The sequence below is a fragment of the Frankia sp. CgMI4 genome (genome assembly GCF_001756285.1).
In the GTDB taxonomy this organism is placed as follows: Bacteria; Actinomycetota; Actinomycetes; order Frankiales; family Frankiaceae; genus Frankia; species Frankia casuarinae.
The window spans coordinates 15,976-29,451 of sequence record NZ_MAQZ01000045.1; the positions used below are offsets into that span (position 1 = coordinate 15,976).

At 70.1% G+C, this 13,476-nt stretch carries 13 protein-coding genes; 5 read left to right on the forward strand and 8 right to left on the reverse strand.

All coding sequences use genetic code 11. The features are described from left to right. Positions 1–271 precede the first annotated feature (271 nt). Both Manayef4_RS04445 and Manayef4_RS04450 read right to left on the reverse strand, forming a co-directional pair. On the reverse strand, positions 272–1,663 hold the full coding sequence (locus Manayef4_RS04445) for a class II fumarate hydratase (RefSeq protein ID WP_070130733.1): 1,392 nt from the start codon (positions 1,661–1,663) through the stop codon (positions 272–274). Between the two features lie 262 nt (positions 1,664–1,925). Continuing rightward, a complete protein-coding gene (locus Manayef4_RS04450) occupies positions 1,926–2,885 on the reverse strand; it encodes a 4-hydroxy-3-methylbut-2-enyl diphosphate reductase (protein WP_070130734.1) in 960 nt (319 codons plus the stop codon). 180 nt (positions 2,886–3,065) lie between these two features. Between Manayef4_RS04450 and xseA the strand changes: the two genes are divergently transcribed. After that, positions 3,066–4,280 carry an exodeoxyribonuclease VII large subunit gene (gene xseA, locus Manayef4_RS04455; protein WP_070130735.1) on the forward strand — a complete coding sequence of 405 codons (1,215 nt, stop codon included), beginning with the start codon at positions 3,066–3,068 and terminating at the stop codon, positions 4,278–4,280. A 77-nt stretch (positions 4,281–4,357) separates the two neighbouring features. Here xseA and Manayef4_RS04460 read toward each other — a convergent pair whose 3' ends face one another. Further along, positions 4,358–4,621, reverse strand: coding sequence for an exodeoxyribonuclease VII small subunit (locus Manayef4_RS04460; protein WP_049761136.1), 264 nt, complete (start codon positions 4,619–4,621; stop codon positions 4,358–4,360). Positions 4,622–5,061: 440 nt separating this feature from the next. Here Manayef4_RS04460 and Manayef4_RS04465 point away from each other — a divergent pair, with 440 nt between their 5' ends. Beyond that, complete coding sequence (locus Manayef4_RS04465) at positions 5,062–5,268, forward strand: hypothetical protein (RefSeq protein ID WP_070130736.1); 207 nt, start codon at positions 5,062–5,064, stop codon at positions 5,266–5,268. A gap of 74 nt (positions 5,269–5,342) precedes the next feature. Here Manayef4_RS04465 and Manayef4_RS04470 read toward each other — a convergent pair whose 3' ends face one another. Then, complete coding sequence (locus Manayef4_RS04470; protein ID WP_076804920.1) at positions 5,343–5,918, reverse strand: DUF4245 domain-containing protein; 576 nt, start codon at positions 5,916–5,918, stop codon at positions 5,343–5,345. A gap of 437 nt (positions 5,919–6,355) precedes the next feature. Here Manayef4_RS04470 and glpX point away from each other — a divergent pair, with 437 nt between their 5' ends. Together glpX and Manayef4_RS04480 are read left to right on the forward strand one after the other, a co-directional pair. Then, a complete protein-coding gene (glpX, locus tag Manayef4_RS04475; RefSeq protein ID WP_217494093.1) occupies positions 6,356–7,360 on the forward strand; it encodes a class II fructose-bisphosphatase in 1,005 nt (334 codons plus the stop codon). A 137-nt stretch (positions 7,361–7,497) separates the two neighbouring features. After that, the gene (locus Manayef4_RS04480) at positions 7,498–8,361 is read left to right on the forward strand and encodes a sterol desaturase family protein (protein ID WP_070130737.1); all 864 of its coding nucleotides are present in this window, start codon (positions 7,498–7,500) and stop codon (positions 8,359–8,361) included. Here the strand turns inward: Manayef4_RS04480 and Manayef4_RS04485 are convergent. From Manayef4_RS04485 to Manayef4_RS04495, 3 genes are all read right to left on the reverse strand, one after another. Continuing rightward, positions 8,265–9,101: a polysaccharide deacetylase family protein gene (locus Manayef4_RS04485; RefSeq protein WP_254665454.1), complete on the reverse strand. Its 837-nt coding sequence runs from the start codon at positions 9,099–9,101 to the stop codon at positions 8,265–8,267. The two genes, Manayef4_RS04480 and Manayef4_RS04485, sit on opposite strands and share 97 nt — an antisense overlap. A gap of 380 nt (positions 9,102–9,481) precedes the next feature. Then, on the reverse strand, positions 9,482–10,105 hold the full coding sequence (locus tag Manayef4_RS04490) for a DUF6542 domain-containing protein (RefSeq protein WP_175443318.1): 624 nt from the start codon (positions 10,103–10,105) through the stop codon (positions 9,482–9,484). Between the two features lie 62 nt (positions 10,106–10,167). Continuing rightward, entirely contained in the window at positions 10,168–11,649 is a 1,482-nt protein-coding gene (locus Manayef4_RS04495; RefSeq protein ID WP_070130739.1) for a DNA recombination protein RmuC, read from the reverse strand. A 173-nt stretch (positions 11,650–11,822) separates the two neighbouring features. On the opposite strand from Manayef4_RS04495, the gene ychF reads away from it, so the two are divergent. After that, positions 11,823–12,899 (forward strand): redox-regulated ATPase YchF, encoded by a 1,077-nt coding sequence (gene ychF, locus Manayef4_RS04500; RefSeq protein ID WP_011438245.1) that lies wholly within the window; start codon positions 11,823–11,825, stop codon positions 12,897–12,899. Between the two features lie 188 nt (positions 12,900–13,087). On the opposite strand, the gene Manayef4_RS04505 is transcribed toward ychF, so the two are convergent. Next, positions 13,088–13,417 carry a DUF6247 family protein gene (locus tag Manayef4_RS04505; RefSeq protein ID WP_070130740.1) on the reverse strand — a complete coding sequence of 110 codons (330 nt, stop codon included), beginning with the start codon at positions 13,415–13,417 and terminating at the stop codon, positions 13,088–13,090. Positions 13,418–13,476: the final 59 nt, after the last annotated feature.

A 13,476-nucleotide genomic window follows, 5' to 3' on the forward strand; every position in this document is an offset into this window, starting at 1 on the left:
CGCCAGGCCGCCGGGCCCCGCCGCCGGGCCGTCGTGCCGGGCCGTCGTGCCGGCAGGTGAAATTGGGGCACCCGCCACCCGTAACCAACCCGCCGCCGACCCGTTAAACCTCTAGCGGGGGTCGTGGAGGCTGTCTGGGGGGTCTTCCACGGCCCCCGCCGCGCCGTCGGGCGCCGCTGTCGGGTTGCGCCGTCGGGACGGAACACCTCCGTGGGTCACGGAGGTGCCCGGGAGACGCGACGGTCGGGAGCGGCCGCCCGACGAGCTTCGGCTACGGGTGGGTCATCGACAGCACGTCGAGCGCGGCGTCGAGCTRTGCCTCGGTGAGTTGGCCCGCCGCAACGTAACCGCGCTCGAGAACGACCTCGCGAATGGTCTTCTCCTCGGCGAGCGAGATCTTGGCGACCTTCGCGGCCTCCTCGTAGCCGATGTACTTGTTCAGCGGCGTCACGATGGAGGGGGAGGACTCGGCGTAGCGGCGGCAGCGTTCGACGTCGGCGACGATGCCGTCGATGCAACGGTCGGCGAACAGTCGGCTGATCGTCGACAGGATGTGGATCGACTCCAGCAGGTTACGTGCGATCACCGGCAGCATGACATTGAGCTCGAAGTTCCCGGCTGATCCGCCGAACGCGACCGCCGCGTCGTTGCCGACGACCTGGGCGACGACCTGACAGACCGCCTCGGGAAGGACCGGATTGACCTTGCCGGGCATGATCGAGGATCCGGGCTGGAGGTCGGGCAGCCGGATCTCGCCGAGCCCGGCTCGCGGGCCGGATGAGGCCCAGCGCAGGTCGTTAGCGATCTTGTAGAGCGAGAGGGCGATCACCCGCAGCACGCCGGACGCCTCGACGAGGCCGTCCCGGGAGGCCTGCGCCTCGAAGTGGTTGCGTGCCTCGGTCAGGGGAAGACCGGTGCTGGCGGACAGTTCCTCAATCACCGCGGCGGAGAAGCCGGGCGGGGTGTTGATGCCGGTCCCGACGGCTGTCCCACCGAGCGGCAGCTCTCCGATCCGGGGCAGTGCCACCTGCAGGCGCTCGACGCCGAGCCGGACCGCGGCGGCGTACCCGCCGAACTCCTGGCCGAGCGTCACGGGGGTCGCGTCCATCAGATGGGTCCGGCCGGACTTCACGACGTCGGCGAACTCGGTCTCCTTGCGACCGAGCGCGGTGGCAAGGTGCTCCAGGGCCGGGATCAGGTCCCCGACGATGCCCTGGGTGGCGGCGATGTGGATCGATGAGGGAAAGACGTCGTTCGAGGACTGCGAGGCGTTGACGTGGTCGTTCGGRTGAACCGGGCGGCCGAGGCGCTCGGAGGCGAGCGAGGCCAGCACCTCGTTGGTGTTCATGTTGGACGAGGTGCCGCTGCCGGTCTGGAAGACGTCCAAGGGGAACTGGTCGTCCCAGTCACCACGGGCCACCTCCGTGGCCGCGTCGACGATCGCCTCGGCGATGTCCGCGTCGAGCACGTCCAGCTTGGCGTTCACCGTCGCGGCAGCGGCCTTGATCCGGGCGAGCGCCGCGATGTGCGCGCGGGAGATCCGCTGGCCGGAGACGGGAAAGTTCTCCACCGCCCGCTGTGTCTGGGCCCGCCACCGGGCCGTGACCGGTACCCGGACGTCACCCATGCTGTCGTGCTCGATGCGGTATTCCTGCTCGCTCATGCGCCCGTTCTCCCGATGCTCGTCGCCCGTGCCCTGTACCGCACGTGCCCTGTACCGCATACTGGGGCCGCGTCCCGGCGAGATGCCGCCTGGACGCGGCCCCAGGGCCGACCTTAGGACATGTCGGGACCCCTGCTATAGGGGGCCGTTCGGGGTCTCCGTCACCTTGCCTTCGGCGAGGTTCCTGAGGGGAACGTCGGGGCTTCGGCGCAATGCGGGGAAGGGTGGCTCCGACGAGTCTGGTGTGAGGGGCGGTCCGGRCTCAGCCGGCGGCGCGCTCGCGGGTACRCATCTCCCGGCGAAGCTCCGGCGGCAACGCGAAGAGAAGGTGCTYGTCCGCGGACGTGACCTCCTCCACATCGGTGAAGCCCCGCTCGGCGAGCCAGGCCATCACGCCGGTGACGAGTTCCTCCGGCACCGATGCGCCACTGGTGACCCCGACGGTCTCGACACCATCGAACCAGCTCAGGTCCACCTCGGTGGAGTCGTCCACGAGGTAGGCGGCCGGGGCGCCGGCGTCGAGCGCGACCTCGACCAACCGGACCGAGTTCGAGGAGTTCCGCGAGCCGACGACGATGACCAGGTCGACCGTGCCGGCGATCTCCTTGACGGCGACCTGGCGGTTCTGCGTGGCGTAGCAGATGTCGTCGCTCGGTGGACCCTGCAGATGCGGGAAGCGCTCGCGCAGCGCGTCAACCGTCGTCATCGTCTCGTCGACGGACAGTGTGGTCTGGGAGAGGAAAGCCACCCGCTCCGGATCGCGGACCTTCACCCCGGCGGCGTCCTCGGGCCCGTCCACGAGGTGGATGCGGTCCGGAGCCTGCCCGGTGGTGCCGACGACCTCCTCGTGGCCCTCGTGGCCGATGAGGAGGATGTCGTAGTCCTCACGGGCGAACCGCCTGGCTTCAGAATGCACCTTGGTGACCAGAGGGCACGTGGCGTCGATTGTGYGGAGCTCGCGCACCGCCGCCTCTTCGTGCACCGTTGGTGCCACTCCGTGGGCTGAAAACACGACGGTGGCGCCGTGCGGCACCTCGTCGGTTTCGTCCACGAAGATCGCGCCCTTGGCCTCCAGCGTCTTCACGACATGAAGGTTGTGAACGATTTGTTTGCGTACGTAGACCGGTGAACCGTACAGCTCTAGTGCTTTCTCCACGGTCACGACGGCTCGATCGACACCAGCGCAGTAGCCGCGCGGTTTGGCAAGAAGGACCCGGCCCATGGGTGGGAGTCTACGCGGCGGCGGGCGGCCGGGAAGTCGGCTAGGCGATGCATCACCCGATGGCGACATCGTCCGGTCCGGYCGTGGGGAGGGCCGCCGACCGTTGTGGGGTGAGGCTGTGGGGTGAGGCTGTGGGGCGTGGTTGTGGGGCGTGGTTGTGGGCGAGGTTACGGTGCCCGGGTGGCACTGACATCGTCCCCGGAACAGCCGCTGCCGGTCCGCAGCGTGTCGCGCGCGCTGGGAGACTGGATCAACCGGCTGGGGCGGGTGTGGGTCGAGGGGCAGGTGACCGGGATCGTTCGCCGTCCCGGGATGGGAACGGTCTTCCTCACCCTGCGGGACCCGGTCGCCGACGTGTCCCTGCGGGTCACCTGCCCGCGCGCGGTGTGCGACGCGGTGGGGCCGGCGCTCGTCGACGGGGCCCGCGTCGTGGTGTGGGGCAAGCCGTCGTTCCACCCCGGCCGAGGCACGCTGGCCCTTGCGGTTGTTGAGATTCGCCCGCTCGGCGCCGGTGCGCTGCTGGCCCGGCTCGAACAGCTCAAGGCCACGCTGGCGGCCGAGGGGCTGTTCGCCGCGTCCCGTAAGCGGCGTCCTCCGTTCCTCCCGGCGGCCGTCGGTCTGATCACCGGGCGGGCCAGCGCGGCGGAGCGGGACGTGGTCGAGAACGCGCGCCGTCGCTGGCCGGCGGTGCGCATCGTGTTACGAGAGGTGGCCGTCCAGGGGCCTCTCGCGGTCGCCCAGGTCATCGACGCGCTGCGGGAACTCGACGCGCGCGCCGAGGTGGAAGTGATCGTCATCGCTCGTGGCGGCGGGTCGCTGGAGGATCTGCTGCCCTTCTCCGACGAGGCGCTGCTGCGGGCTGTCGTGGCCGCGTGTACCCCGGTGGTGTCGGCAATCGGACACGAGCAGGACACCCCTTTGCTCGATTTCGTCGCCGACGTCCGCGCCTCCACGCCGACGGACGCGGCGAAGAGGGTGGTGCCGGACGTCGGTGAGCAGGCGATCGCGGTCGCCCAGCTGCGGGCCCGGGCCCGGCGGGTCGTCGAGCACCGACTCGACCGGGAGGAACGTTGGCTGGCGGACACCCGGGGACGCCCCGTGCTCGCAACGCCCACGCGCGACGTGGACCGCAGAGCGGACGACGTGTCGGCGCTCCTCGCCCGTTCGCGCCGCTGCGTCCGCCACGTGATAGATGTGACCGGGAACGATCTGGCCGCCACCCGCGCCCGGATGCGCGCGCTGTCGCCGGCGGCGACCCTCGACCGCGGGTACGCCGTGGTGCAGCGCACCGTGGATGGTGCGGTTGTGCGCGGACCTGCCGAGGTTGCGGCCGGGGACGGGCTCGCCATCCGGGTGGCGGGCGGAACGCTGCGCGCGACGGTCRTGGACGGCTGAGCAGGCCCGGCGGCCCGGTCGGCTGGAGGGGCCGCTCGCTCAGGAGATCAGGAGACGTCCAGGAGATCAGGAGACGCTCAGGAGAGTGGAGTCGCCGCGGCCAGTCGAGCGCGGGCGCCGTCGAGCAGTGCCTGACAGGTCTTGGCGAGCCCCTCGCCCCGTTCCCAGAGGATCAGTGACTCCTCCAAACTCACCCCGCCGGCCTCCAGCCGGCGGACGACCTCCTCGAGTTCGGCCCGCGCGACCTCGTAGGTGACCGGTGGGGCCGGGACGCCCGGCGGGAGGACATCGGCGGAGCCCGATGTGTGACCGGTAGGGCCGTCGTTGAATGCTTCGGGCATGGCCACCTCCGTGCCGCCTCCACAACCCTCTATCTTCCACAATCCTCTATAACGATGTCCGCTCAATCCGTGACCGCGCGGTTTCGGGTCGGTCCCGACCCGGCATCCACCGTTGGGCGACCCGGCGGCTAGGAGGCGCCGGCGTGGCGATTTCCCCTCCGCCTGACCAACATGATATCCAACAAGGAACAATCATGGCTGAACCCGGCCGGTCCGGTGGAGATCCATAGTACAAGGTCACTGCATGGCGTTTCAGGCCGGTCGCGGTCCGAGACGGACCAGACCGGCCTGGCACACCGGCCGTTACCCGTAGGACATCCAGTCCGGAGGTAGCAATGCCCGCGCTACGCCCGACGCCTCGTCGCAGACCTCTCGGCGACCTCGCCCGAGAGCACGCTCCGCCTTCGGTTGCCGCCGTGGGCGCCGTGCCGAGGGGTGGGATGATCGGGACGCGGGTTGGCGGCGCCCACCTCGGATGGCGGATGCCGGCGACGGGCCCGCTGCTACGTCGGGCGGCCGGGCTGGTCATCGGCATGGCGATTCTCATCCCCGCCGCCACCGCTCTGGAGGGTGGGGGCCAGYCACCGGCCGCAACGGCCGTCGCGCCCGCACGGCCTCCCGTCATCGCGGCCGCCGTCCAGCGCTGACCGGGTTCGCGCTGACCGGGCGGCTTGCATCGACCGGGCGGCTTGCATCGACCGGGCCCGTACCGGCGGCCCGATCAGTTCGTGGCGGCGGGAACGACCGGTCGCAGTGACGCGGCGAGGGTGACCAGATCGGCCTGATTCGCCCCGCCTTTGCCGCCTCCGTCATCCACGATCACGGTGACGTCGCCGTCGGTTCGGGTGAGCGCGAGATGCCCATCGCCGTCCCGGCGCTGCTGCCAGGCGACGCCTTCCACATCGACCGTGCCGTTGGCCGGTCGGTTCCCCAGGATCCGCTGGACCGCGGTGGGAGCGTTGCTCTCGACGAAGCGGGCGAACGTCCGATGGTCGGGCCGATCGACGACGTAGCCGATCGTCGCCTCGGCGGGACCACCATCGCCACCACCGGTGGGCAGCGTCAGGCGGATGGAGGTCGGCTTCCAGGAGGAGGGCAGGCCAGCCGGCCCGAGCGGGGAGTAGGGCGCCTGGCGGGCGAACGCCGCCATCGGCTCACTCGTCGCGACGACCTTGACCGCGGGCTCGTCGCCTCCGCGGGGCATGACGAAGACGACGAAGAGCAGGACACCCGCCATGACCACGGCGAGAGAGAGCGCCATGTCTCTGATCGTTTCCTGACCGCGTCGTCGTGCCACGTCCCCATCTTCCAGGTCCGAACCCCCGAATGGGCACCCGGACCACGTCTGGGCGGCTCGCGGGGGTGGTGGTGTGTTCAGACTCTCGCCCGGCTGGAGGGCCTTATCGGGGAGTGCGGGGCGAGAAACCGGCCAGATCGGGGCCTGCCGGGCAGCCGTCACGCCCCCTCCGCGTGACGGCTGCCCGATGCTCCGTTGGACGCGCGCACCGGGTTGAAGGTTGCGTGCCTCTTCGGCGGATTCGAGATGTCGTGTCGACGACAGGCCGGATTTGCCGGACGGCCGCGGGCGCACCTTCGCGGCGGGATAGGGTCATGGAGGTATATTCGGCGTCACTCCGGGCCTAGTTCGGGCGCCGACGGGGCTCCCGAACTAGGCTCGGGGCCGTGTCTTCCACTGCTGAATCCTCCGCCTCCAGGCCTTCCGACGCCTCGTCCGTGCCCGACACGCTGGCCGTGCAAGGRCAGGCTCCGGATCGCAACCTCGCGCTCGAACTCGTCCGGGTAACCGAGGCAGCCGCGCTCGCCGCGGCGCGCTGGGTCGGCCGTGGCGACAAGAACGGCGCGGACGGGGCCGCCGTCGACGCGATGCGTCGACTGGTCGGCACCGTCTCGATGCGCGGGGTCGTCGTGATCGGCGAGGGGGAGAAGGACGAGGCCCCCATGCTGTTCAACGGCGAGGTGGTCGGTTCGGGCGAGGGCCCCGAATGCGACGTCGCCGTGGATCCCGTGGACGGTACGACGCTGACCTCTAAGGKGATGAATAACGCCATCTCGGTCATGGCGGTCAGCGAGCGTGGCTCGATGTACGACGCGAGCGCGTGTTTCTACATGGAGAAGCTGGTCACCGGCCCGGAGGCGGCCGGGGTGGTGGATATCGCGGCCTCGGTGGAGGACAACATCCGCGCCGTGGCGAAGGCCAAGGAGATCCTCCCGCGGGACGTCACCGTGGTGGTCTTGGACCGGCCCCGGCACARCCAACTGGTCGAGCAGATCAGGGCGGCCGGCRCCCGGGTTAAGCTGATCTCCGACGGCGACGTCGCCGGAGCGGTGATGGCTGCCTCGGCGGACACCGGCGTGGACCTGCTGCTGGGGATCGGCGGCACTCCCGAGGGGATCATCACGGCCTGCGCCGTGACCTGCCTGGGTGGAGTGATCCAGGGCCGGCTGTGGCCGCGGGACGACGCGGAGTATCGCAAGGTTGCCGACCTCGGGGGCGACCCGGCCCGGGTACTGTCCACCCGGGACCTCGTCGACAGTGACAACGTCTTCTTCGTGGCGACCGGCATCACGGACGGCGAACTGCTCGCCGGGGTGCGGTACCGGCCGGGCGGGGCAAACACGTCCTCGCTGGTGATGCGGTCACGCTCGGGCACCATCCGCCGGGTGGACAGCCAGCATCAGCTCACCAAGCTGCAGGCGTACTCCACCGTTCCGTTCTGAGCCRCCGCTGTCCCGTTCTGAGCCGCCGCTGTCCCGGTCGCAGCTTCGATCCAAGTCGCCGGTCCGGTCGGAGTTCCGTACAGTTTCCATGCTGTTCCTGGTCCGTTCCGACTCCGATCTGGTCGGGAGGTGGTCGCATGGTGCACTACCCGCGACCGTCCGTCCCCGCGAGGGTGTTCGCGCGCCTCGACCCCCCGGGACCGCACGGCAGCGCCGCGGAGGTCCGGACGCTGGTGGGTGCGGCACGCAGGTTCCTGCGCCATCCACGGCCCCCCGTTCTGCTTGGTTGCGTGGGGGCRCTTGCCGTCCTGCGGGTGGTCCGAGGCCCGTGGCGGATCCGGGACACCGGCGTCGCGGTGGCCGCCGTGGCGGCGCAGCCCTTCGTCGAGTGGAGTGTGCACCGGATACTGCTCCACGCCCGGCCGGGCGGTCGGCTGGGATCGATCGGTTACCAACTTGCCGGATACGGGCACGAGCAGCATCATCGCGATCCGACCAACCTCGACACGATGTTCCTGYGCCCCCGCGAGGTGATCAGCGGAACCGTCGCCGTCGCGGCGCCTGCGTTGCTCGGGCCGCCATGGGCGGCGACCGGCGCGCTCTGCCTCGGGATGGGTGCGCTCGTCTACGACTGGACGCATTTCCTCATCCATACCCGGGTCCCCCCGCGCACGGCCTACTACCGGCGGCTGTGGCGAGGGCATCGTCTGCACCACTACCGCAACGAGCGGTACTGGCTCGGGGTGACCAGTCCGCTCGGTGATCTGGCCCTGCGCACCGATCCGCCGCGGGACGCCGTGGCACTCTCGCCGACCGCCCGCGGGCGGGGTACCACCGCAGCCAGCCGTCCTGCCGCCACCCCGTCTGCTCAGTTTGTTCGGACTGCTCAGTTTGTTCGGACTGCTCAGTGCTCCGGCAGGGCCGGTGATGGCCAGCTGAGGTCGGGGGATGCGAGGCCGCCCGGGTCCCCGGTGCCGGTCACCGGGCCAGGATCGGGCTGACCGAGCCTGGGGGTGAAAAGACCAGGCGGGCGGGCCGCGCGCCGAAGCCGATGGGTGTGGGTCCGTGGCACCGTGGGAGGCGGCGCGGGCCGCCCGACGCCTTCCAACCACGCGCGAAGCCGGCTGTCGGGTGTGTTCGCCTCGACGGTCAACCGGGCGAGGGCGAAGCGGTCGTCGGCGGGATGCGAGAGGACGTCGCGTACCGCGCAGGCCGAACTGTAGCCGGCCGAGATCACAAGCTGGCGTACGGACAGGTCGTATCCGCCGAGGGGGTAGGCGAACGTGCGAGGTTCGTCCCCGGTCGCCACGGCCAGCCGGCGACGCGACAGCGTCAGTTCGGCGATCACGTCGGTCCGCGCCAGTTCGTCCAGCCGCCGTCCGGTGTGACCGGACCCGCCGATTTCTATCCCGAGACCCCGTATTCGATGCAGGTCGGTCCGGTTGAAATAGCCCGGATCACCGACCCGTGAACTGGTCACGAATACCGTCGCCGTCAGACCCGTCTCGGCCAGTCGGCGGAGAGCCTTCAAGGTTTCCACGCCGCCGTCGTCGAAGGTGATGATGACCGGGTTGGCCGGCGCGGTGGCCGCGCGCAGGGACGCGGCATATTTCGACACGGTGAGCGCCTGCCGGCCGGAGGCGGCGATGAGGGCGCAGTGCCGCATGAAGGTCGTGAAGGGGATTAGCCGACGTCGCGGGYCGCGTGGCGGCTGCGTGTCGAGAGACCGGTAGCGCAACATCGGGATCATCGGCGTTCGTCCCGCTGAGCAGGGACTGGCGGTCACCGGGGCCCGACCGGCTCACCAACGGACGGGACGTGCTCGCCGGAGAAAGCGTGAGACGTGCACGACAAGCGGGCCTCCCTACGTCCGCCGCCTYCGGGGATGCGGCACCCGATATGCCAGTGGAAGTGCACCTGAACGGTGGGTGCGTGATGCGGCATGGAATCTAGCACGAGCTGTGGCAATAGGTTCCGTCGCGTTGCCGGTGTTTGTCGTCGGCCGTTCCATCTACATGCCTTTTATTGTTTTTATTGATGGCATGGATTTGCTTGTGGGGTGGTTGTGGCGGTACGGCCGACCTGGCGTGGGGAAGCGGCGTGGGGAAGCGGCGGTCCGGGCTACAGCGGCCGGCGTCGGCGCTCGGCGGACGACTGCGCGAGGGAACGTTGCCGCTCGCGGCGCGCCACTTGGGCGCGGCGACCCCGGAAGAGCGCGATGACGACTACCAGGATGAAGGCCGTCAGCAGGATCGGAGCGTGAAGGATCATCTCCGAGCCGACATCGATGGCCTTGTTGCGCAGGCCGGAGCYGCCGTTCCCGGCCGCGGGGTTCAGGTAGCCGACGCCGAGGGTGATGAGCGCGTAGGCGAGCGGCGGCATGATCACCACGCCGATGAGGTCATCCGCATGCACGCGGACCGCGGCGAGGACGCACGAGCCGATGAACAGCACGCCGAAGGCGAACTTCAGGGAACCGAAGATCGCGGAGTCCGCGATGGCACCGAGCCCACCGATGACGAGGACGAGGATGCCGGTGCCGAGCGCGGTGAGGCCCCGGCGGCTGCCCGTGAACAGCGTGGGCGGCGGCCCACTCGCCCGACCGCGCGAGCTGCGAGCGTACAGATCATCATGCCCGCGAGCGCGTGCGGATCTGCCCGGCGGTCCGGCCGACTGCCGGTGAGGCGGCACACTCACGAAGGCAAGGTACCGCCCGCAGATTTCCAATGCGTCAGGGCGATGCACCAGACATGCGCATCGGCTCTCGCATTTGAGCTTTCGGTGTCGATCTCACTGCTTTCCGTTGCTTAATCCTCCTTATGCTGGTCGTTCGCGTCCCATCTGGYCGGATCTGCGCCGTCAGGGGTCTGGTACCCGACATCGATTCCGGGGTCCTCCATGGCGCCACCCCGCCCGGTCGTCGCGCCCTCCCCGGTGCTCCTCASGAGCTCGGCGGCGGACAGCGGCCGCACGCCGGTCTCTACCGGAACCGGACTGGGGAGCCCCGCCTCGACGACTTCCATGGCCGCGAGCCGGCGGGCGGGGGTCAGCACCCGGCTTTCCAACGAGCCGACGGTGGCGTTGAAGTCCCCCACCGCCCGGCCGAGCGAGCGACCGAGGCGATCGACGTGTTCGCCCAGGGTGCCGAGGCGGGTGTAGAGGTCGCGACCCAGCTCGAAGATCTCCTTCGTCCGTGCGGTCAGCGCATCCTGAGTCCAAGCGTGGGCGATGGTCCGCAGCATAGCGATCAGCGTGGTTGGGGTGGCGATGATGACCTTCTTGCCTGCGGCGTGTTCGAGCAGGCCGGGATCGTGATCGAGGGCAGGGGCCAGGAACGCCTCGGCGGGGACGAAGAGCACCACGAACTCCGGGGATGACGGCAGCCGCCGCCAGTAGGACTTGGCGCCGAGGCCGTCGACATGCGCACGCAGATGGCGGGCATGGGCGGCCATCCGGCGCGCGCGATGCTCCTCGTCCGTCGTGTCGGCGGCCTCCAGGAACGCGCTGAGCGGAACCTTCGCGTCGACGACCACGTTGCGGCCACCGGCAAGGTGGACGACCATGTCGGGCCGTTGCGGGCCGTCGTCGCCCTGGATCGTCATCTGCTCGGTGAAGTCGCAGCGGTTGAGCATGCCGGCCACCTCCGCCACCCGGCGCAGCTGCATCTCGCCCCAGGCACCGCGGGCCTGGGGCCGGCGCAGCACGGTCACGAGCGCGGCGGTCTGCGACCGGAGGTTCTCCGACGCCTCGCGGGCGAACCGCACCTGCTCGACGAGTGCCGCGTAGGCCTCAGTGCGCGCGGTCTCCAGCTCCCGCAGCCGGTCCTCCATCCGCCCGAGAGCCTCCCGCAGCGGCGTCACCATGCTCTCGACCGCCGAACGACGGGCGTCGAGGTCGCCGCGGGCGCGGGCGCCGGCCTCGTCCAGCCGGGCGGAGGCCAGCTCTACCAGCTGACGGCTCGCGCCCTCCAGAGCCTGCGCGGACAGCGCTCGGAAGCTCTCGGCAAGCCGGTCCTGGCTCTGCTCGACCAGCGCCACCCGCTCGCCCGCCGCTCGCTGCTCGTACTCCAGCGCGGTGCGCAGGCTGGACACGTCCGACTCGGCCAGCATCGCACGCTCGGCAGCGGCGGCGGCGGTCTCCCGGGCCTGGTCGCGCTCCCGCACGGCGGTGGCGTGCGCAGCCGTGAGCGCGGCAACCCGCGGCTCGGCGAAGCGGCGCGCGGCGGCGAATCCGCCCATGGCGCCGAGAGCCAGCCCGATCAGGGCCAGCAGCGCGCTGGTCGTGTCCACGGGAGAGAGGCAATCACGGCCCTCCGACAGTTTCGCGCGGTTTCGCGGTGAGACGGTCCCCGGCCGGGAAGCTGCCCGGCCGGGCCCTTCCCGGCGAGCGGCCGTGGGGCCTAGTAGCCGTGGGGCCTGTAGCCGTGAGGTCCGTAGCCGTGAGGTCCGTAGACTGACCGGCCATGGGCTTGTCGATCGGGATCGTCGGGCTGCCCAACGTCGGCAAGTCCACGTTGTTCAACGCCCTGACGCGCAATGAGGTGCTGGCCGCGAACTACCCGTTCGCGACGATCGAGCCGAACGTGGGCGTGGTCGGGGTGCCCGATCCGCGTCTMGGCGAGCTCGCGAAGCTCTACGACAGCGCCCGGACGGTGCCGGCCACGGTCAGCTTCGTGGACATCGCCGGTCTGGTCCGAGGCGCGTCCGAGGGGCAGGGCCTGGGTAACCGCTTCCTCGCGAACATCCGCGAGTCCGACGCGGTCTGCCAGGTCGTCCGGGTRTTCTCCGACCCCGACGTGGTGCACGTCGAGGGCAGGGTCGACCCGGCCGACGACATCGAGACGATCAACACCGAGCTGATCCTCGCCGATCTGCAGACCGTTGACGCGCGCCTGCCGAAGCTGGAGAAGGAGGCCCGTGCCGACAAGGCGAAGCAGCCGTTGCTGGCCGCGGTGAAGGCCGCGCGCGAGGTGCTTGACGCCGGCCGCACGCTGTCCTCGGAACCGAAGATCGATCGCGACGCCCTGCGGGAGCTTTTCCTGCTCACCGCCAAGCCCTTCCTCTACGTCTTCAACGTCGACGAGGACGTCCTCGCCGATCCCGGTCGGCGCAAGGAACTTGTCGGCTCCGTCGCGCCCGCGGACGCGATCGTGCTGTGCGCCAAGGTCGAGGCCGAACTGGCCGAGCTCGACGAGGCCGACGCCGCGGAGCTGCTGGCCTCGCTCGGCCAGGAGGAGAGCGGCCTTGCCCAGCTGGCCCGGATCGGTTTCCACACCCTGGGGCTCCAGACGTTCCTGACGGCAGGCCCGAAGGAGGCCCGGGCCTGGACCATCAGAGCCGGGGCGACCGCGCCGGAGGCCGCCGGGGCCATCCACACCGACTTCCAGCGCGGCTTCATCAAGGCCGAGATCGTCTCGTACGACGCCCTGATCGCGGCCGGTTCGATGGCCGCCGCCCGCGCGGCCGGCAAGGTGCGCATGGAGGGCAAGGACTACGTGATGGCCGACGGCGACGTCGTGGAGTTCCGCTTCAACGTCTGATCAGGGGCCGTTCCCGTGTGATGAGAAGCACCTACCGCGTGGCGACATGCCTGTTGAGACCGCGGCCGTTCAACCAGATCACGCGAAGCACGGTGATAATGATCTATCTATCTTCAATGGTATAGACGATGAGTCTCCAACCGTCACCGAAGGTTGCTATCCACTGATCGTCACGTTTTAGGCAGTCATCAGACCGTGCGTGACGGGTGCGGATGGCCGGGTGGGTACCAGATTTCGGCGATCACGGTCGGATCGCCGGCGGCAATGCGGCGTCGGTCCTCGTCGATGCCCGCCTGGATCTCCGGGTTGGCGCAAAGCACGGCCTGAGSCCACCAGCGGTCAATGACCCGGTGCAGCGGCGCCAGGTCAAGGGCGTCGTCGGCCTCGACAGCCGCCGCGTGGAACTCGGCTTCGAACTCGGCACGATGGTCAGGCCTGAGCGCGGCCCGGACCGCCGGACCGGTGCGCTCAACCCGGTTGCGTACCCCGTACGAGGGGATCGTGACATCCGCACTCATGAGATTGATTCTCGCCCGGCGCAGCCTYCCGACCGCTATGGCCGGACCGCGAAGGAATA